The following is a 19,955-nucleotide window of genomic DNA, read 5'->3' on the forward strand; positions in this document are numbered from 1 at the left end:
CGAGCCGGGTGCGGATGCGCAGCCTGTGCCATCGGCGCACAGTGCGCGTTTACGCGGGCGATGAAGTTTGGTGCTCGCTGGACCCCGGCGCAGCCAAGGCACGTCGAGGCTTTCCAACATCGCTACCTTCTGGTGTGGAGCAGCGTGCGGCCTAACAATCGGCTGCAGGGGATGCGGGGCCGTCCATACTTTTGGCGCGACGAAAGGCTTGCGCGCCGGCCCCGCACCCCTGACCCTTGTTTCGTTAGGCCGCTGAACAAACATCGCGGCAGCCGCCGGTGATCGATCAGAGAGGCACCATGGCAGTGGATCCGAGTCATACGGTTTCGGTGCACACGGCGCGGACGCGAGGCATCGCCGCCGTACACGCCCGGCTCGCGGCGGAGCGCGTCCCCGCCGCGTTCGCAGCGTACCTTGATCAGGTCTATGCGGCGGCGCGCGACGGCGCGGTCGCTCTGGACGGGCAGAACGTCTTCCTATACCGGGACGGTTCAGACGGCGAGGTGGAGGTCGGGTTTGGTGTCGGGGTCGCCGCGCCGTTCCAAGCGGCTGGCTCGGTGCAATACGCCGAACTCCCCGCGGGCCAGGTAGCCACGGCCACGCACTGGGGCGACGGCCGGCTCGGTGTGACGCACGCAGCGGTGATCGCCTGGTGCCGTGCGCAGGGGGCGCGCGCTCGCGGCCCGCGCTGGGAGGTGTATGGGCACTGGAATCCGAGCGGCGCGCAGCCCCGGACGGACGTGTACTATCTATTAGTCGAGTGAAGGGCCGCGCGTCCGTCGCGCCCGCGGCCTGACAAGCGGCTGCACGGGATACGCGGGCCATCATGCTTTCGCCGTGGACAGGCTTGCGCCGGCCCCGCACCTCGAGCACCGCCCGCTACCCAATTCTGTACACTTCCTCCATGCGTTTCATGTCTCGAACTTCGATCGGCGCGCTGGCGGGCCTCGCCCTTCTGCTGGGCCTCTGTGCCGTCATGCTCTACCGGGTGCCAGTGCATCGGTACGTGGTCACGTGCGAGCGGACGCAGCAGGTGGCGTGCGTGCTCGAACAGACGGGAGCATCCGAAACCAGCGCTGGGTCGTTCCGCTCGGCCCCGACGCGTCGGCCGTGGTGCGCGTCATGCCGCAGCGGCGCGGCGAAGCACGCGTCCTCCTCTCCTGTACCTCGAGTCGCCTGCCCGCACCGTGTTCGCCGCCGAGTTCGAGGGCGCGGACGCCTCGTCGGCAGCCGCTGTGGCCGCGACGCGACTGAACCGGGTGCTCCGCGACTCGGCCCCGGCCGTCGCCCGCGTCGAGGCCGTTCCGCCACCCGTCTTCCGGTGGTTGGCGTGGGCGGGCATCGGGGTGATGGGACTGCTGGTCGTGGCGGGCTATCGGCACGTTCGGCTCCGCGCAGCGGCCTAACGGATCGGTTCAGCTAAACTCCAGCGTTAGCCCGTTGGTAAAGTCGCACGTAGGCCACGGTATATTCGCTGGTCGTCCACCCTTGCGTGCTTTGCCTAGCATTCCGGTTTGCCGCGGCCAAGTTCCGGTGCCTACAACAGCTTTCGAAAGTCCGGTGACTGAGAGCGAGCGAATGGAGTACTTCCGACGTCGCGACGACGAGCTTCTACTCGGCGGCGCGATCCTCTCCGAGTTGTGCAGCCTGGTGGTCCGCGAAGTCGACATCGCCGCTGTTCACGGTGCGTACCTCGCGTCGATTCTCGCCGCCGTTTCCAACTCGGTCCAGATACAGCCGAGCCGCTCCCCTGCTGGTGAATTATCTGCATGCAAGTAAACATACGAGTCGTCGACACCGCTGACCGTGACGAATGGGTCCGGCTGCTGACGGGGATGTATCCGCATGCAGCCGATGAGCACGAGGGCGTGGTGGACGCCTTCCTCGCGGGGCGACGGTCGGGAGAGCCGACGCTGGTGGCCGTCTTCGTCAGCACGCGGCCCGACAGTTCGCCTGTCCGGTTTTCTGGAGATGTCGGTGCGTGGTTATGCAGAAGGGTGCTCCGGGCCCACGCCGCACGTGGAAAGCTGGTACGTGGACCCGGATGCGCGGCGTTCAGGCATCGGCCACGCGCTGCTCCGCGCGGCCGAGCAGTGGGCGCGGGAGCACGGCTTTCACCAGCTCGCGTCGGACACGGAGCTGCACAACGAGATGAGCGAGCGGGCGCACAAGGCGTTCGGCTTCGAAGAGGTCGAGCGCGCGATCCACTTTCGGAAATCACTGTAGCTGCGGACCTGACCCGGTGCGCGCGCGCAATCTCTGTGAGATGGCCCCCGGGGCCGTATCGTCAATCGTGACGGCGCGGCCTCGTTATGTGTTGGCGATGTAACGCGCGAGGTACGGCGCCGTCCGACTGCCCCGCGCGGTCGCCACCTCCGCCGGCGGGCCGCAGGCGACGAGGCGGCCGCCTTCTTCGCCGGCGCCGGGGCCGATGTCCATCACCCAGTCGCTGGCGGCGATCACGCGCATGTCGTGCTCGACCACGATGACGGTGTTGCCGGCTTCCACCAGGCCGTCGAGCTGCTCCACCAGCCGCTCCACGTCCGACGGGTGGAGGCCGGTGGTGGGCTCGTCGAGGATGTAGAGCGTGTTGCCGCGCTGCATGCGCTGAAGCTCGGTCGCCAGCTTAATGCGCTGCGCCTCGCCGCCGGAGAGCTCCGTCGCGGGCTGGCCCAGGCGCAGGTAGCCCAGCCCCACCTGCCGCAGCACGTCCAGCGAACGGGCCACGTGCGGCTCGTCTGCGAAGAAGTCGCGGGCGGCCTCCACCGTCATCCCCAGCACCTCGGCGACGTTCCTGCCGCGGTACATGACCTCCAGCGTCTGCGCGTTGTAGCGGGCGCCGTGGCAGGTGGGGCATGGCGCGTACACGCTCGCCAGGAACAGCAGCTCGACGGATACGAAGCCCTCGCCCTCGCACGTCTCGCAGCGGCCCTTGGCCACGTTGAACGAGAAGCGGCCCGCATCGTACCGCCGCTTCTTCGCCTCCTTCGTTGCCGCGAACAGCTTGCGGACGTGGTCGAAGAGGCCGGTGTACGTCGCCAGGTTCGACCGCGGCGTCCGGCCGATGGGCCGCTGATCGACCCGCACGAGCCGCTTCACGCCTTCCATCCCGCCCGTGATCCGCCCGCCCAGCGTGGGCACGGCGCCTCCATCCAGTGCATCCGTCTCGTCGTCATCCGCAGGCACGTCGTGGCCCAGGGCTTCGGCGACCAGCTCCACGAGCACCTGGCTCACCAGACTGCTCTTGCCGGAGCCGGACACGCCGGTGACGGTGGTAAAGACGCCCAGCGGGAACTCCACGTCCAGCTCGTGCAGGTTGTTACGCGTGACGCCGGTCAGCCGCAGCCAGCCCTTCGGCTCACGCGGCGTGCGCGGCTCCGGCGCGTGCTCCGCGAAGAGGTGGCGGCGCGTCTGCGACTCTTCCACCTTCGCCAGACCCGCCGGCGGGCCGCTGTAGAGCACGTGGCCGCCTCCCTCGCCCGCACCGGGTCCTACGTCCACGATCCAATCCGCGTGGCGGACCACGTCTAGGTCGTGCTCCACCACGAAGAGCGAATTGCCGGATGCCTTCAGCCGGTCGAGCGCGGCGAGCAGCGCCTCGGTGTCCGCCGGGTGGAGGCCGGCGGATGGCTCGTCGAGCACGTAGACGACGCCGAAGAGGTTCGAGCGCACCTGCGTGGCGAGCCGCAGCCGCTGGAGCTCGCCGGGCGAGAGCGTGGGCGTGCTGCGATCCATCGAGAGATAGCCGAGCCCCAGGTCCAGCAGCACCTCCACGCGGCCGCACAGGTCCTCGGCGATGCGGCGGGCGACGAGCGCCTTCTCCGGGTGCGCGGCGGCCTCTTTCGCATCTCCCGCCAGCGTGCCCGCGGCGTACGGGCGCAGCAAGTCGCGCACGCGGGCGAGGGGCAGACGCGAAAAGTCCGCGATGTCGTACCCGGCGAAGGTCACGGTCAGCGCCTCGGGCCGCAGCCGCTTGCCGTGGCAGAGCGGGCAGTCGGTGCCCAGCATGTACTGCATCACCCGTTTCTTCATGAGCGGGCTCTGCGTGTTGGCGAAGGTGTGCAGCACGTGCCGGCGGGCGCTGGTGAAGGTGCCCATGTAGTCCGGCGGCTCCTTCCGCTCCACCGCCCGACGCGTCTGCTCCGGCGTGCGGCCGGGGTAGACGGGCACGACCGGCTGCTCCTCGGTGAAGAGGATCCAGTCCCGCTGCTTCTTGGGCAGGTCGCGCCACGGCCGGTCCACGTCGTAGCCCAGCGTGACGAGGATGTCGCGCTGGTTCTGGCCGCCCCATGCCTGCGGCCAAGCGGCGATCGCCCGCTCGCGGATGGTGAGCGAGTCGTCCGGCACCATCGACTGCTCCGTCACCTCGTAGATGCGGCCCTGGCCGTGGCACCGCGGGCACGCGCCCTCCGGCGTGTTGGGCGAGAAGCCTTCGGCGTAGACGATGGATTGGCCGGGCGGATAGTCCCCGGCGCGCGAGTACAGCATTCGGACGAGGTTCGACAGCGTGGTGACGCTGCCCACGGACGAGCGCGTGGTGGGCGCGCCGCGCTGCTGCTGGAGCGCCACGGCGGGCGGCAGGCCCTCGATCTCGTCCACCTCCGGCACGCCCATCTGGTGGAAGAGCCGGCGTGCGTACGGCGCGACGGATTCGAGGTAGCGCCGCTGCGCCTCGGCGTAGAGGGTGCCGAAGGCGAGCGAAGACTTGCCCGAGCCGGACACGCCGGTGAACACCACCAGCGCGTCGCGGGGGATGCGCAGATCTACGTTCTTCAGGTTGTGCTCGCGCGCCCCGCGCACGGTCACGAACCCGCCGAAGCCTTCCTCCCCGCCGTCACCGGAACGGGGCCTGTCCGCCTGGGCCATGTGAGACTGCGCACCTGCGTTGCGGGAGATGGGCACGCGCCAGCGTACTCGCCGTCACGAGAGATCGCCGCGCGACGGGCCAGACTCGTGCCATGCAGCGAATCGGTGATGTATCGCGGCGGCAGCGGGCCCCCTCCCCCAGCCTCCCCCCAAACTGCCTGGGGGAGGGGAGCCTAGTCCACGGCTGGGCTGCGGCTACGGCGGAGCGTCCAACTTCGAACCGAGATAACCTCAACGCCGTAAAGCAGTTCTCCCCTCTCCCGCTTGCGGGGGAGGGGCCGGGGGAGGGGGCGCCTTTCCGCGCCGATGGCCTACCGGCTTCGCTCCTTACGATCGGCTGGAGGCTTGTTCCGGTGAGACGGCGTGAGTAGCTTACGCTTCCCCACATACGTTTCTCCGGCCGGCTGCTCGCGGGCCGGAACCTCTCCAAAGGACACCTGTCATGAACACCACTCCGCGCAGGGCGCTGCTCGCGCTCGCGGCCGCCGTCGCGCTCACGTGCGCGAGCCAGGCGCACGCGCAGCGGCTGTACAACCCGCGCGCGAACGCACGCGCGGAGATCGACTCGGCGATGGTGGCGGCGCGGGCGGACCACAAGCTGGTGCTGATCGACTTCGGGGCGGATTGGTGCCTGGACTGCGTGATCCTGGACCGGCTGTTCCAGGATGCGGACGTGGCGGCGTACCTGGACGCGCACTACCACGTGGTGCGCGTGGACGTGGGCCAGTTCGACCACAACCTGGACCTGGTGAAGAAGTTCGGCAGCCCCATCGAGGGTGGTGTTCCCGCCGTGGTCGTGGTCGCACCCACCGGCCGGATGGTCGCCACCACGCGCGACGGCGCCCTAGAGAGTGCGCGCCGCATGAACCCGGCACAGGTCCTGGCGATGCTGCGCCGCTGGGCTGCGCCGGCCGCCTGACGGGACCGGCTCGATGATGAAGCTGAAGAAGCGCGGACTTGTGGTGGCCGCCGTGCCGGCCTTGCTGGTGCTGGCCCTGGCGGGCGCCTACGCCTCCGGGGTCGTGGGCCACCGGTCCGGCGGCGCGGGGCACTCCGTGGTGGCGGCGTTCACGGAGCGCGACGTGGCGGTGGAGATCGCGGTGGAGCGCGACACGGCGGGGAAGACGTGGCTGGCGGGTCGTTTCACACCCACGCGGCCGGGCTTCCACCTGTACGGCAAGGACCTGCCGAAGGGCGGGATCGACGGCATCGGCCAGCCGACGCTGATGGAGATCGTCTCGTCGCCCGCGTTGAAGGCGGCGGGCCCGCTCACGGCGGACAGGGCGACGAGCGATCTGCACATCCCGCTACTGGGGCTCACGTTCCCGGTGTATCCCGCGGGCCCCGTCACGCTGCGCCAGCCGGTGACGGTCGCCGCCGGCGCGCGCGAGGCGGAGCTTTCGGTCACGTACATGTCGTGCAGCGAGAGCAACTGCCTGGCCCCGGCCATCGGCCGGCGGGTGAGCATCGCGCTGCCCTGACGGTCGCGCGCCGCCGCGCATCTCCCGTAGCGCAGCCTTTCGACCGGCGGCATCTCCGTGCATCTTCCGGCACGCGGATGCCGTTCTCGCATCCAGAGGCCAACAACGACGGGAGAGATGCCGTGACCACTCGCGCGAGCGGGCCGTTCGAGGTGAAGCTGACGCCGCAGGAGACCGTGCACGGCGTGCTGGGGCGCATGGCCATCGACAAGCAGTTCCACGGCGACCTGGAGGCCACCAGCCACGGCGAGATGGTGATGTTCGGCACGGCGGTGCAGGGCTCGGCCGGGTACGTGGCGATGGAGCAGGTGAGCGGCACCCTCCACGGCCGCGCGGGCACCTTCGTGCTCCAGCACAGCGGCACCATGAACCGCGGCGCGCCGACCCTCACCGTGAGCGTGGTGCCGGACTCCGGCACGGGCGAGCTGGCCGGCCTGGCGGGCACCATGACCATCGACATCACCGGCGGCAAGCACGCCTACGGCTTCGACTACACGCTGCCCGAAGCGCCCTAGCTCAAGCATCTACCCAGCCGCGCATCTCCCGAATTCGTCCGTGGAGATGCGCGGCTTCGTGCGAACCGTCATCTGCGCATCCTCCCGCTCCGCCTCGGAAGAGCACGGGTGATGCGCTTTTCGGCGTTCCGCAGCATCTTGGCTGGATCAGCAAATCGGGCTGCATATCCTCGATCGACCGTCTTTGCGTCTGCCGTAAACGTTCGGCGGAGTCCGGCTCGACATCACACGGCAAGGGAGATGTCGAAACGAGGCAATCCTGTTCGACTAGGGGTGTCCATGCAGGTTCGACCACCCATCCGGGAGGAAGCCATGAAGTACCTCTGCTTGATCTACGACGACGAGAAGACGCTCGATACGATGGATGCCGCCGCGTCCGCCGCGTTCCTGGGCGAGTACGGCGCGTTCACTCAGGCCACGCGCGACAGCGGGCACTACGTGGCCGGCGAGGCGCTGCAGCCGGTGGCGACCGCGACGACGGTGCGCATCCGCAACGGGAAGACGTCCACCACCGACGGCCCGTTCGCGGAGACGAAGGAGCAGCTGGGCGGCTTCTACATGCTGGAGGCGGGAGACCTGAACGAGGCGATCCAACTCGCGTCGCGCATCCCGTCGGCCCGCACGGGCAGCATAGAGGTGCGGCCGGTGATGGTGTTCGGGCCGCAGCCGTAGCGCCTCGGGTGACGACGGAAGGGCATGCGGCCGACGAGGCGCGGGCGGCGGTGGATGCCGTCTACCGCGCCGAGTCGCGCCGCGTGCTCGCCACGCTGATCCGCCTCCTCGGCGACTTCGACCTCGCCGAGGAGGCGATGCACGACGCGTTCACCGCCGCCATGCAACGCTGGCCGCGCGAGGGTGCGCCGTCCAACCCGCGCGCGTGGCTCGTCTCCGCCGGACGCTTCAAGGCGATCGACGCCATCCGCCGGCGCGCGCGCTTCGACGCGTCGCTGGCCGAGGTGGCGGACCGGCTCTATTCGGATCGAGACGCGGAGGAGGATGACGGGGACGGCGTGGAGGACGACCGGCTGCGGCTGGTGTTCACCTGCTGCCACCCGGCGCTCTCGCCCGATGCGCGGGTGGCGCTCACGCTGCGCGAGGTGTGCGGGCTGACGACGGAGGAGATCGCGCGCGCCTTCCTGACGGGCGCGCCCACGCTCGCCCAGCGCATCGTGCGTGCAAAGGCGAAGATCCGCGGCGCCCGCATCCCGTACCAGGTGCCGTCGCGCGCGGACCTGCCGGAGCGGCTGGACGCGGTGCTGCACGTCGTCTATCTCGTCTTCAACGAGGGCTACTCCGCGTCGGCGGGCGGGTCGCTCACGCGCGCGGACCTGTGTGCCGAGGCGATCCGGCTGGGGCGCCTGCTGGCGGAGCTGATGCCGGACGAGCCGGAGGTGGATGGCCTGCTGGCGCTGATGCTGCTGCACGAGTCCCGTCGCGCCGCCCGCACCACGGCCGATGGCGAGCTGGTGCTGCTGGACGAGCAAGACCGTTCGCGTTGGGACCGCGCCCTCATCGCCGAGGGCTGCCTGCGGGTGGAGCGCGCGCTGCGGTCGCGGCGCTTCGGCCCGTACGCGCTGCAAGCCGCCGTCGCCGCGGTGCACGCCGAAGCCGAGACGGCTGCGGCGACCGATTGGGCGCAGATCGTCGGCCTCTACGACGTGCTGATGCGCGCGGACCCGTCGCCCGTGGTGGAGCTGAACCGCTCCGCGGCGCTCGCCATGCGCGACGGCCCCGCGGCCGGCCTGGCGCGGATCGACGCCCTGCTCGCGCGCGGCGAGCTGGCGGACTACCACCTGGCCCACTCCGCCCGTGCCGACCTGTGCCGCCGCCTCGGCCGCACCGCCGACGCGCGCGAGTCGTACGAGCGCGCCCTCGCCCTCGCGCGCCAGGAGCCCGAGCGCCGCTTCCTCCAGCGCCGAATCGCCGAGCTGGAGGGGTGACGTTGTTCCTTCCTTCCCCCGAACTGCCTCACCGAGGGGAAGCCAGGTCGATCCGTAGCACGTTGTGCGCGATCCTCCATCCGGCGGTGAAGATCACGTAGTGGTGCGAGCGCGACTCTAGCACGCCGGAAAACCGAAGCAGCTGTCAGCACCACGGAAAACTCCGCTAACCCAATCTCCCACATGCAGTTCTCCCCTCTCCCGCTTGCGGGGGAGGGGCCGGGGGAGGGGGCACGCTTTCCCCAGCACCATCGCCTCGGATCGCAAATCCCAGCCAAACTCTATCGACGAGACTTCCGATGAACGAAGACGTTTGGAACCGCGTGGACGACTACTTCTGCGGGATGCTGCTGCCGGCGGACGAGGTGCTGGACGCAGCGGCGGCGGCGAGCGACGCGGCGGGCATCCCGTCCATCCAGGTCGCGCCCAACCAGGGGATGCTGCTGCACCTGCTCGCGGCGGCGCAGGGTGCGCGGACGATCCTGGAGATCGGCACGCTCAGCGGCTACAGCACGATCTGGCTCGCACGCGCGCTGCCGCACGGCGGGCGCCTGGTGACGCTGGAGATCGACCCGCTGCACGCCGAGGTCGCGCGCGGCAACTTCGAGCGTGCAGGGCTGTCGGAGGTCGTGGAGCTTCGGCTTGGGCCTGCGCTGGAGACGCTGCCGCAGCTCGCGGCGGAGGGACTCGGACCGTTCGACCTCATCTTCATCGACGCGGACAAGGCTAACATTCCCGCGTACTTCACCTGGGCGCTTCGCCTGGCGCGCCGCGGCACGATGATCATCGTGGACAACGTGGTGCGCGACGGCGAAGTGGTCGACGCCCAGAGCGACGACGCGGCGGTGCAGGGCGTCCGCAGGTTCGTGGAGATGGCCGCCGCCGAGCCGCGCGTGAAGGCTACCGTCGTCCAGACGGTCGGCGTGAAGGGCTACGACGGCCTCGCCTTCGTGCTGGTGACGGAGGACGCGCCCGAATCCGCCTGAACGCATCTCCCGACCTCCGCTAACGGCTCGGCATCACCCGCGATGGTACACGGTGCGGTGCAGAAACGCGGGCCGTGCATCCACCTTCACGACTGGGAGCCGCATGCTGAGCCTCACTCCGCGCCAGACGCGGACCGCGTGCGCCGCCGCGGTGTTCTTCCTGGGCGCGTGGTGGGTGAACCGGCAGGCGGACGCGTGGCTGTACGCGTGGGCCGACGAAGGCAGCGGCCGTCCCACGCTCACCGGCACGTGGGTGGGCCAGATGGTCACCGGCGGCGGCCAGCCACGCGCGCTGCTGCTGGAGCTGCACCGCTGGTTCCCGGAGAACGACCGCTCCCCGTGCCCGCGGTGCCCGAGCATCGAAGGCAGCGCGCTGGTGTGCGACGCCCGCGGCGCCGTGGTCCCGTACAGCGCGGGCGGCGACCCCGGCAACCGCATGGCTACGCAGATGCAGGTGGGCGTCAGCCCATCGGTGAAGCCGCCGCCGGACGGGCTGGAGCTGAGCGTGGTGCGCGGCGCCTGGGCCGGCGACCGGCTGAACCTGGAGGCGGAGTTCCACTGGCGGCGCGGCACGTCGGCCATCAGCAGCACCGCGGACCCGGAGACGAACGGCTGGGTGCCGCTGATTATGCGCCGCGGCGGTGAGGCGGAGTTCCGCGCCCTCTGTGCCCGAATCCGGCGCCCCTGACTTTGGAAGCGAGCGAGCTTGCCGCCGTGTAGTACCGCAAGGCACGGTTCGCCGCATCGACGAAAAACCGCCTTGCACGGCGGGAGGGCGGCAGGCAGCGGTCTTGCGGAGGGGGATGACGGCCCGGGGCGCTTCCGTGCGCGCCGGGTGGTTCGCGTGCTCACACCCGGCGGTGGAGGCGACGATGATCCCGTCCAGACGTTCGGCCGCTGCGCTCCTGCTCGCATCCTCACTCGTCGTCACGTCTGCTTGCGGGGGCGGGGCGCGCCTGCCCGTGTCCGCGGGGACGGGGCCCAGCCCCACGCTGCCCGCGCCACGCAAGTCGGTGATCCCGCTGGTGAAGGTGGCCCGCGCACACGGCTGGCCGGCGGGCGCCACGCCCACCGCCGCGCCCGGCACGCGCGTGGCGGCGTTCGCCACGGGGCTGCACCACCCGCGTTGGCTGTACGTGCTGCCCAACGGCGACGTGCTGGTGGCCGAGACCAACGCCCCGCCCAAGCCGGACGACGGCAAGGGGCTCAAGGGCTTCTTCATGGGCATCTTCATGAAGGAGGCGGGCGCGGCGGTGCCCAGCGCGAACCGCATCACCCTGCTGCGCGACACCGACGGAGACGGCGTGGCCGACGTGCGCTCCATCTTCCTGGAGGGGCAGAACTCGCCGTTCGGGATGGCGCTGGCGGGCGGGCAGCTCTACGTGGCGAACAGCGACGCGGTGGTGCGCTTCCCCTACTCCGCCGGGGAGATGCGGATCGCCGCGGCGGGCACGCCCGTGGTGGCGCTGCCTGCGGGGCGCATCAACCACCACTGGACGAAGAACGTCGTCGCATCTGCCGACGGGTCGAAGCTCTATGTCTCCGTGGGCTCCAACAGCAACGTGGGCGAGAACGGGATGCGCGCCGAGGAAGGCCGCGCCGCCATCTGGCAGGTGGATGCCGCCACGGGTGCGCACCGCGTGTTCGCCTCGGGCCTGCGCAACCCCGTGGGCATGGCGTGGGAGCCGGAGACGGGCGCGCTGTGGACGTCGGTGAACGAGCGCGACGAGATCGGCAGCGACCTGGTGCCGGACTACATGACTTCGGTCCGCGACGGCGGGTTCTACGGCTGGCCGTACAGCTACTACGGCGCCCACGTGGACACGCGCGTCAAGCCGCAGCGGCCGGACCTGGTCGCCGCCGCCATCGTGCCGGACTACGCGCTGGGCCCGCACACCGCCTCCCTCGGCCTGGCGTGGTCCGCGAACGCGGCGCTGCCGTTCGGGCGGGGGATGTTCGTGGGGCAGCACGGCTCGTGGAACCGCAGCCCGCTCAGCGGCTACCGCGTGATCTTCGTCCCCTTCACCGCCGGCAAACCGTCCGGCCCGCCGGTGGACGTCCTCACCGGCTTCGTTCGCTCCGGCGACGCGCTCGGCCGGCCCGTGGGCGTCGCGGTCGATTCGAAGGGTGCGCTGCTGGTAGCCGACGACGTGGGCAACACCGTCTGGCGCGTCACCGCTTCGGGCGGCCGCTGAACCCGGCCGGACGCGGTCGATGGTGATCGGCCTCCTATCGGCATGATCGTTCGTTCGATGCAGCGCCGCGCATCTCCCGAACGCGTTTTCGGTAGATGCGTGAAGGTGTTCGGCAGATGCGGCGCACGCTGTCTCGCTCCCGGACAGCGCGCGCCGAATCGCTTCACATCCCCCCGTTCGACGTGTGACGGATGACGAGCATCCCCACCCTCACGACCGAGCGGCTGCTGCTGCGGCCGTTCCGCGACGGCGACCTGGACGCGTACGCCGCCATCGTCGCGGACCCCGAGGTCACGCGCTTCCTCGGCGACGGCAAGCCGCTCGGGCGAGTCGACGCGTGGCGGCAGATGGCATTCTTCGTGGGGCACTGGGAGCTGCGCGGCTTCGGCATCTGGGCGGTCGAGGAGCGCGCGACCGGAGTGCTCATGGGCCGCATCGGCCTGTTCGAGCCGGAAGGCTGGCCGGGCTTTGAGCTGGGGTACACCCTTGGCCGCAACTTCTGGGGCCGCGGCTACGCGAGCGAGGGTGCCCGCGCCGCCCTCGCCTACGCGCGCGAGGTGCTGGGCCGCGAGCGCGTCATCAGCCTCATCCGCGCGGAGAACGCCGGCTCCGTCCGCGTCGCCGAGGGCTTGGGCGCGGTCCTGCAAGGCGAGCTCGAGTTCTTCGGCGCCCCTGCGCTCGTCTACGCGTATCCGCCCACGGGCTGACGAGCTCCGGAATAGAAGAGACGCCCCCTCTCGGACCGGAGACTCTCGCGCTGCACGTCGGCTGCTGGGAAGAGGGGAGGATCGCGTCGCGGTCCTCCCCTCTTCCGTGTGCATGCATCCTCTCAGGCTCAATTCCCAGCCGCGGGGTGCGCCTGCACAGCCGCTCCTTTGGTGTCCTGGCCGACACGTCTCACGCACCGTGCCGTACGCGACCTTGTGTGTAATCCACACTGTCCATTTCACCTGCAATTCCAGCCGGTTCATTGCGCAATCGCATAAAGCACGTAAACTGAGGGCTGCCGTGGGCGGCCGGTGGCCCAAACCCGCTCCGTGTAAACAGTGTCCTTATTGCGCGGCCGGCACGCTGGAGAGCTTGCTTCGGGTTTTATTCGGTATTATGATGTAGTCGTTGTCGGCAGTGTAGAGGTGAAACCATCGTGCGGAGACCGCAAATGGATGTCCCCAACCAGCATGACCCGAAGCAGGCTTCCATCAGGCACATTCGTGAGATGGTGGCCGCGCGGGTCCTCGCGACGTCGCTCCGAAGGGTGGCGCGCGAGATCGGAATGAGCCCCACCGGGCTGCGGAAGTTCATCGACGGCACCGAGCCGTACGCACCCACGCTGCACCGCCTGCGCGTGTGGTACGTGCAGCACGGCGCGCACCCCGCGCAGGAGGTGGGGAAGGAGGACGCGTCGGCGGCCATCGCCATCCTCACCCACGACTTGTCGCCCACGCCCAAGCGTTCCGCCACCGAGGGCATGCTCGACACGCTGGCCCGCGGCTACGACGCCAGCGGCAGGCAGCGTCCGAAGTGGGTGGCCGAGCTGCGCGCGACGTACGGGAAGAAGGAAGGCGAGGAGTAGGGCACCGGCCCCCGCATCGCCGCCGCGTCCGGACGCGGCGGCGGGGAGCCGGCCCATCCTTCCGCTTGTTTTTCGCCGCCGACCGCACCCTTCACGCGTGCAATGGAAGTTCACACCATGGACATAATGTAGACGACGTGGACAATGGATGTTGACATGATGGACACTGCATTGCCCGCTGCCTTTCCCTTCCGCTGCTCCTGCGCCCCGCCCCGTCCGCTCTCCGCAGCCCCGTAGAATCCAGCAAACAAGCCATTCACGCGAACCGCGCCGGAAGCCGGGGAGACGCCTCCCTTGCTTTCGGCGTTTATTCGGTATTATGCTTGCGCACATGAAATCGCATCTCGCATGTCCACCGCAACATTCCCGCTCCGGAGGAGACGCTTGAGCGCAGCGCCAGACCTTTTCCGCCTGCGCGCGGAGCTGGAGCGGCGGTTCGGCGGGGCCATCCTGCCGCGCCCCGGCCAGCCCGCCGAAGCCGCGCCCCCGGGGTTCGCCACGGGCGTCTGGATGCTCGACGCGCTGGTCCCCGAAGGGGTGCCGCGCCGGGCCATCTCGCTGTGGACGGGCCAGGCCACGTCCGGCCGCACCGCCGCGCTGCGGCTGGTGGTGGAGCGGGCCTGCGCGCTGGGCGAGCGCGTGGCGCTGGTGGACGCCACCCGCACGTTGGACGCGGCGGCGTGGTGCGCCGGCGGCTCGTCCGCCCCCGGGCTGTGGGTCGCGCGTCCGCCCACGGCCGGCAGCGCGGACGAGGGAGCGTGGGTGGCCGAGGCGCTGCTGCGCACGGGCGCCTTCGCGCTGGTGGTGCTGGACGGGCCCCCGCCCGCGCCCGTGGAGGCGCACCGGCTGCGCGCGCTGGCCCGTGAGACGGGCGCCGCGATCCTCGTCTCCAGCGAGACGGACCACGCGGGGTGGCGGGCCGACGTGCGGCTGGAGTTCCGGCGCGGGCCGGGCGGCGGCGCGGGCCTGCGGGTGGGAGGGCGCTTCCGGCGGCGCGGCGGGGTGAGGGTGGCCAAGGGAACGGGAGCGCGCACGGGAGAAAGGGAGCTGGAGCTTGTCCACGAACCGCCGCATCGCCTGCATACGGGTCCCTTCGCCCCGGACCGGAGGGCCCCCGCCCGCGCCTGAGCGCCGCGCGGCGCTGGCCGGGGCGCTGCTGGCCGCGGCGCCGCGGGTCACCCCCGTGCGCGGCCACCCCGGCGCGCTGTGGGCCGACGCGTCGGGCATGGAGCGGCGCGGTGGGGACGCGGCGGTGGCGCGGGCGCTCCTGGACGCCGCGCGCGCCGCGGGCGAGCCGGACGCGCGCGTGGGCGTGGCGGGCTGCTGCATCGCCGCGGCGGCGGCCACGCGCGAGCGGGGAAGCGCCTGGCGCGTCGTCCCCCCCGGCGGCGACGGACGGTATCTCCGCCGCCGCTCCCTGGGCCTCGTCCCCATGCCCGCCGGGCTGCGCGCCTCGCTCTCCCTGCTGGGCCTGCGCGACTGCGGGGGGCTGGCAGACCTCTCCGCGGCAGACGTGGAGCTGCGCTTCGGAGCGGAGGGGCTGGCGGCGTGGCGCCTGGCGCGGGGCGACGATCCCCGCTGGCCCTTCCGCCCCGCCCCGCCCGCGGCCGCCCGCGCGGAGGTGGACTTCGAGCCGCCGATAAGCAGCACCGAGCCGCTGCGCTTCGTCCTTCCCGGCCTCGTCGGCTCGCTCGCCGCCCAGCTAGGCGAGCGGCAGCGCGTGCCCGCCGGCCTGCGCCTCGTGCTCCGCCTGGACGGCGGTGGCGACGACGTGCGCGAGGTGCGGCCCGCGCGGCCCACGGCGGACGGGCGCGTGCTGGCCGACCTCTGCCGCCGCGCGCTGGAGGAGCGGCCGCCGGGCGAGCCCGTGGCCGGCGTGCTCCTGGAGGCGGCGGAGGAGGGGACGGCACGGGCCGACCAGCTCGACGCCTTCCGCGCGCCCGCGCCGGACCCCGCCGCGCTTCACTCCGCCCTGCTCCCCGTCTTCGCGCGCTGGGGCGACGAGGCGCTGTGCCGGGCCCTGCACCAGGGCGCGCACCTGCCGGCCGAGCACGCCACGTGGGCGCCGCTGGGCAGCGCCGGCATCGCCGCGTTCGCGAAGACGGAGGGGAAGGACGCAGGGGTGTCGGGAGATGCGCATCCGCCCGTGCGCGGCGACCTGCCGCTCTGCCTGCGGCGCCTGCCGGAGCCGCTGCCGGTGAGCGTCCGCAGCGACGCCGAGGGGCGTCCGTGCGGGGTCGAGCCGCAAGCCGCCGCGCCTGCCGCATTTAGCGTCGGCGGGGCGAGTTGTCCACCAGGAATGTGGAAAACTCGCGCCGAGGGACCGGAGCGTGTTTCGGGTCTGTGGTGGGGGAAAGGAAGTGCCCGCGAATACTGGACGATCGAGTGGGCGGACGGGTGCCTGGGGCTGCTCTTTCGCGACGCGGGAAGCGGTGGATGGTACCTGGAAGGGTGGTACGATTGAGCGTTACGCGTGATGGCGCTTTGGTAACGATACGATGTATTTTGAAAGGTAAGTGGTTGTGAACGCTGCACTTTATGCCGAACTGCACTGTCACACCGCTTTCTCGCTCGGTGACGGTGCTTCCACTCCCGAGGCGCTGGCGGACCGCGCCGCCCGGCTCGGCTACGGCGCGCTGGCCGTCACCGACCACGACGACCTGGGGGGCGCCGTGCGCTTCTCGCGGGCCTGCGGCGAGGCCGGAATCCAAGCGGTTTTGGGGGCGGAGCTTACCCTCGCGGACCGTTCGCACCTCACCCTGCTTGTGGAAAACTCCGAGGGCTGGAGAAACCTCTGCGCGCTGGTGTCGAGGGCGCGGATGGGGTCGCCTCGCGGAGCGCCCGGCATCTCCACCGACGCGCTGGCGGAGCGGTCCGCCGGCCTCGTCGCGCTCTCCGGCTGTCCCCGCGGACGCGTGCCCCGGCTGCTGCGCGAAGGGCGCGCGGAAGAGGCGCGCGCGGTGGCGGGGGAGATGCGCGACATCTTCGGAAAGCGCTTCCTGCTGGAGGCGTGGGACCACCGCACCCACCGCGAGGCGTCGCTCTGCGCGGACCTGCTGGACGTGGCGCGGGAGATGGAGATCCCGTGGGTGGTCACCAACGACGTGCACTATGCCGACGCCCCCGCGCGCGCCGTGCACGACGCGCTGGTCTGCCTGCGCCGCCGCGTGACGCTGGACGAGGCGCACCGCCGCGGCTGGCTCAAGCCGTCCGCCGAATGGTGCCTCCAGCCGCCGGACGAGATGGTGCGCCGCTGGCGCGCATCTCCCGAAGGCGTCCGCCGCACGCTGGAGGTGGCCGAGCGCTGCTCCGGGTTCCGGATGACCGACATCCCCCCGGCGCAGCCGCGCTTTCCCCTGCCCTCCGCGTGGGACTCGGCCGACGCGTTCCTGCGGCACCTGGCCGAGGCGGGGCTGCGCGAGCGTCTGCCCGGCGCGTCGCCGAAGCACCTGCGGCAGCTGGAGCACGAGCTGGAGGTCATCCGCGGCATCGGGCTGGCGGACCACTTCCTGGTGGTGTGGGACATCTGCCTCTTCGCGCGCCGCTCGGGCATCATGTGCCAGGGCCGCGGCTCGGCCGCCAACAGCCTGGTGTGCTACGCGCTGCGCATCACCGCGGTGGACCCCGTCGCCAACGACCTGCTCTTCGAGCGCTTCGTATCTCCCGAGCGCCCCGAGCCGCCGGACATCGACGTGGACTTCGCCGCGCACGACGCCCGCGAGCGCGTCCTCCAGTACGTGTACGAGCGCTACGGGCGCGAGCACGCGGCCATGGTGTGCACCCACGTGGAGTACCGCGGCCGCTCCGCCGTGCGCGACGCCATGCGCGTGCTGGGCTTCCCCGCCTCGCAGGGCGACTGGCTGGCCAAGCGGCTCGACGGGCACGCGGGCGCCTCCACCGCGGCCGAGTGGCTGGAGATGTCGGAAGGCAAGGCGCTCGCGGCGGTGGGCCTGGACCCGGCGGAGCCGCGGGCGCGGGCCCTCGTCCGCCTCGTCTCCGGCCTGGCCGGCCTGCCGCGCCACCGCGGCATCCACAGCGGCGGCTTCGTGCTCTCCGGCACGCCGCTCGGCGAGACGGTGCCCATCGAGCCCGCGTCCATGGCGCGCCGCTCCGTCATCCAGTGGGACAAGGACGACTGCGCCGACGCGGGGCTGCCCAAGTTCGACCTGCTGGGCCTGGGCATGCTCCGCCTGCTGGGCGAGTGCGTGGACAGGATACGCGAGTGGAGAGGAATCGAGATCGACATCGGCACGCTGCCGCTGGACGACCCCGCCGTCTTCGCCCAGATCGGCGCGGCCGACACCGTGGGCCTCTTCCAGATCGAGAGCCGCGCGCAGGCCAACTTCCTCCCGCGGCTGAAGCCGACCTGCTTCTACGACGTGGTCATCTCCGTGGGCGCCATCCGGCCGGGGCCCATGCTGGGCGGGCAGGTTCGGGAGATGCTGGCGCGGCGGCGCGGGGCAGTGCCGACCGAGTATCCGCATCCCGACCTGGAGCCGGTGCTGAAGCGGACGCACGGGCTGGCGCTGTTCCAGGAGCAGCTCATGCGCTGCGCCATCGTGGTCAGCGGCTGCACCCCCGGCGAGGCCGACAGCCTGCGGCGCGCCATGAGCCGCAAGCGCGGCAGCGAGCAGATGCGGCGCGCCACCGACACCATCCGCGCGGGGATGGCCGCCCGCGGCGTGGAGGGCGAGGCGGCCGAGAAGGTGCTGGGCTGGCTGGAGGCGTGCGCCAGCTACACCTTCCCCGAGTCGCACGCCATCTCCTTCGCGCTGCTCGCCTACGCCTCGGCCTGGCTGCGGCTGCGGTACCCGGCGGAGTACCTGGCAGCCATCCTCAACGCGCAGCCCATGGGCTTCTACCCCGTCTCCACGCTCATCCACGACGCGCGGGCACACGGCGTGGAGGTGCGGCCGGCGGACCTGGCGCGAAGCGCGTGGGACTGCACGCTGGAGCGGAGGGAAGATTCGGACGAGCCCGCCGTGCGCGTGGGGCTGCGCTTCGTGCGCGGGCTGGGGTCGCGCGCGGGGGCGCGGCTGCGGGCGGCGCTCGCGGGCGGCCCGTTCGCCTCCGTCGCAGACGTGCTGGAGCGCTCCGGCGCGGGCGAGGCCGAGCTGCGCGCCCTGGCAGCAGCGGGCGCCTTCCGCGGCTGGGTGGACGGCGGCCCGCGCCAGGAGCTGTGGACGGTGCTGGGCGAGCTGCGCGCGCGGCGCAGTGGCGGCCCGCTGGCGCCCGCCGTCGAGTCCGGCGAGAGGATGCCGGAGGTGCCCGCGGCGATGCGGACGATCCTGGACCACCACGCCACCGGCTTCGACGTGGAGGGGCACCCCATGCGCCACCTGCGCGACCGCGTGGCCGCCGCGGGTGTGCAGACCGTGGAGGCGCTGCGGAAGCCGGGGCGGCGCAACGGCGAGCGCGTGACCGCCGCCGGGCTGGTGATCGTGCGGCAGCGGCCGGGCACCGCCAAAGGCTTCGTCTTCCTGGGACTGGAGGACGAGACGGGGCGGCTGGACGTCATCATCACTCCCAAGCTGTACGCCGCCGAGCGGGAAACCATCAACGGCAGCGGCATCCTGGCCGTGCGCGGGCGGTTGGGCGTGGAGGACGGAGTGGTCAACCTCAAGGCCGAGCGCTTCTTCCCCCTCCGCCTGGAAGACGCCGCCGAGGTCGTCCGCTCCCACGACTACCACTGAGGCGGCGGGAGATACGGCCTCGGCGAGGGCCGTGCTCCCGGCGACCGCACCACATCTCCCGCGAAGCCGGCATCGGGTTCGTACGATGCGAGACGACCCTCCCCCGGAAGCGCCGGGGGAGGGTCGTGGTGCATCTGCCGGATCGGCGAAGCGCGCTGGGTTCAGCGCTTGAACGTGACCGTGTTCAGTTCGTCGAAGATCGGGTCGTACAGGGCCACGGAGAGCGTGCCGTTGCGCAGCGTGCCGCTCGCGTCGATGGCGATGTCCGAGTCCAGCGCGTTCACGAACGAGATGTCCTGGCCGATCAGGATGTAGTTGCCGTGCTCGGTGGTGACCTCGTTGTCCACCGGCAGCTTGCCGTCCTTCTCGGTCAGCCGGTAGTTGCCGGTGAAGCTGTAGGTGGTGCCCTGCTCGGTGAGCGTCAGCGTCGCCGAGAGAAGCTCGTAGCGCACGTTGTACGTCTGGCCGCCCGCGGTGGCCGGCCCGTCGTACAGCACTGCGGGCATGCTGGCCTGCCGCGAGACACCGTTCTCCACGATGGTCACCGTGGCGGCGGCGTAGGTGCCCCCTTCGGTCTTGCTGTTGGTGCCGCTGTCGCCGCTGCACCCTGCAATCACCGCGGCGGCGAGAAGGAGAAGGGCCGAACGCGAACGTCTGAGAAACATCGTGGAACTCCAAAAGAGAAAGGATGGAGAAACAAACTTTT

The 19,955-nt window shown here is 71.3% G+C and carries 18 protein-coding genes; 16 read left to right on the plus strand and 2 right to left on the minus strand.

Going from position 1 to position 19,955, the window contains the following annotated elements; genetic code table 11:
- Positions 1-299 precede the first annotated feature (299 nt).
- The 3 genes from VFE05_03040 to VFE05_03050 all read left to right on the plus strand — a co-directional run bounded on the left by VFE05_03040 (position 300) and on the right by VFE05_03050 (position 2,226).
- Positions 300-764, plus strand: a complete 465-nt coding sequence (locus tag VFE05_03040) for a hypothetical protein (protein ID HET6229026.1) — start codon at positions 300-302, stop codon at positions 762-764.
- Positions 765-1,560: 796 nt separating this feature from the next.
- The gene (locus VFE05_03045; protein ID HET6229027.1) at positions 1,561-1,779 is read left to right on the plus strand and encodes a hypothetical protein; all 219 of its coding nucleotides are present in this window, start codon (positions 1,561-1,563) and stop codon (positions 1,777-1,779) included.
- A gap of 75 nt (positions 1,780-1,854) precedes the next feature.
- Positions 1,855-2,226 (plus strand): GNAT family N-acetyltransferase, encoded by a 372-nt coding sequence (locus VFE05_03050; GenBank protein ID HET6229028.1) that lies wholly within the window; start codon positions 1,855-1,857, stop codon positions 2,224-2,226.
- Between the two features lie 84 nt (positions 2,227-2,310).
- Here VFE05_03050 and VFE05_03055 read toward each other — a convergent pair whose 3' ends face one another.
- Positions 2,311-4,866: an excinuclease ABC subunit UvrA gene (locus VFE05_03055; protein ID HET6229029.1), complete on the minus strand. Its 2,556-nt coding sequence runs from the start codon at positions 4,864-4,866 to the stop codon at positions 2,311-2,313.
- A gap of 442 nt (positions 4,867-5,308) precedes the next feature.
- On the opposite strand from VFE05_03055, the gene VFE05_03060 reads away from it, so the two are divergent.
- The 13 genes from VFE05_03060 (at position 5,309) to VFE05_03120 (ending at position 19,249) form a co-directional block, all read left to right on the plus strand.
- A complete protein-coding gene (locus VFE05_03060; GenBank protein HET6229030.1) occupies positions 5,309-5,785 on the plus strand; it encodes a thioredoxin family protein in 477 nt (158 codons plus the stop codon).
- Positions 5,786-5,798: 13 nt separating this feature from the next.
- Positions 5,799-6,347 carry a hypothetical protein gene (locus tag VFE05_03065; GenBank protein HET6229031.1) on the plus strand — a complete coding sequence of 183 codons (549 nt, stop codon included), beginning with the start codon at positions 5,799-5,801 and terminating at the stop codon, positions 6,345-6,347.
- Positions 6,348-6,469: 122 nt separating this feature from the next.
- Positions 6,470-6,862, plus strand: a complete 393-nt coding sequence (locus VFE05_03070; protein HET6229032.1) for a DUF3224 domain-containing protein — start codon at positions 6,470-6,472, stop codon at positions 6,860-6,862.
- Positions 6,863-7,174: 312 nt separating this feature from the next.
- Positions 7,175-7,534: a YciI family protein gene (locus tag VFE05_03075; protein ID HET6229033.1), complete on the plus strand. Its 360-nt coding sequence runs from the start codon at positions 7,175-7,177 to the stop codon at positions 7,532-7,534.
- An 8-nt stretch (positions 7,535-7,542) separates the two neighbouring features.
- Positions 7,543-8,802, plus strand: a complete 1,260-nt coding sequence (locus tag VFE05_03080) for an RNA polymerase sigma factor (GenBank protein ID HET6229034.1) — start codon at positions 7,543-7,545, stop codon at positions 8,800-8,802.
- A 299-nt stretch (positions 8,803-9,101) separates the two neighbouring features.
- Positions 9,102-9,788, plus strand: a complete 687-nt coding sequence (locus VFE05_03085) for an O-methyltransferase (GenBank protein HET6229035.1) — start codon at positions 9,102-9,104, stop codon at positions 9,786-9,788.
- 103 nt (positions 9,789-9,891) lie between these two features.
- Positions 9,892-10,476, plus strand: coding sequence for a hypothetical protein (locus tag VFE05_03090; protein HET6229036.1), 585 nt, complete (start codon positions 9,892-9,894; stop codon positions 10,474-10,476).
- A gap of 115 nt (positions 10,477-10,591) precedes the next feature.
- Complete coding sequence (locus tag VFE05_03095; protein HET6229037.1) at positions 10,592-11,983, plus strand: sorbosone dehydrogenase family protein; 1,392 nt, start codon at positions 10,592-10,594, stop codon at positions 11,981-11,983.
- Positions 11,984-12,174: 191 nt separating this feature from the next.
- Positions 12,175-12,690 (plus strand): GNAT family N-acetyltransferase, encoded by a 516-nt coding sequence (locus VFE05_03100; GenBank protein HET6229038.1) that lies wholly within the window; start codon positions 12,175-12,177, stop codon positions 12,688-12,690.
- A 566-nt stretch (positions 12,691-13,256) separates the two neighbouring features.
- Positions 13,257-13,556 (plus strand): hypothetical protein, encoded by a 300-nt coding sequence (locus VFE05_03105; protein HET6229039.1) that lies wholly within the window; start codon positions 13,257-13,259, stop codon positions 13,554-13,556.
- Between the two features lie 384 nt (positions 13,557-13,940).
- The gene (locus VFE05_03110) at positions 13,941-14,684 is read left to right on the plus strand and encodes a hypothetical protein (protein ID HET6229040.1); all 744 of its coding nucleotides are present in this window, start codon (positions 13,941-13,943) and stop codon (positions 14,682-14,684) included.
- A complete protein-coding gene (locus tag VFE05_03115) occupies positions 14,611-16,020 on the plus strand; it encodes a hypothetical protein (GenBank protein ID HET6229041.1) in 1,410 nt (469 codons plus the stop codon). The genes VFE05_03110 and VFE05_03115 overlap by 74 nt, the downstream gene beginning before the upstream one ends.
- Positions 16,021-16,078: 58 nt before the next feature.
- Positions 16,079-19,249 carry an error-prone DNA polymerase gene (locus VFE05_03120; protein HET6229042.1) on the plus strand — a complete coding sequence of 1,057 codons (3,171 nt, stop codon included), beginning with the start codon at positions 16,079-16,081 and terminating at the stop codon, positions 19,247-19,249.
- A gap of 161 nt (positions 19,250-19,410) precedes the next feature.
- On the opposite strand, the gene VFE05_03125 is transcribed toward VFE05_03120, so the two are convergent.
- Positions 19,411-19,914, minus strand: a complete 504-nt coding sequence (locus VFE05_03125) for a hypothetical protein (protein ID HET6229043.1) — start codon at positions 19,912-19,914, stop codon at positions 19,411-19,413.
- Positions 19,915-19,955: the final 41 nt, after the last annotated feature.

Source organism: Longimicrobiaceae bacterium (assembly GCA_035696245.1).
In the GTDB taxonomy this organism is placed as follows: Bacteria; Gemmatimonadota; Gemmatimonadetes; order Longimicrobiales; family Longimicrobiaceae; genus DASRQW01.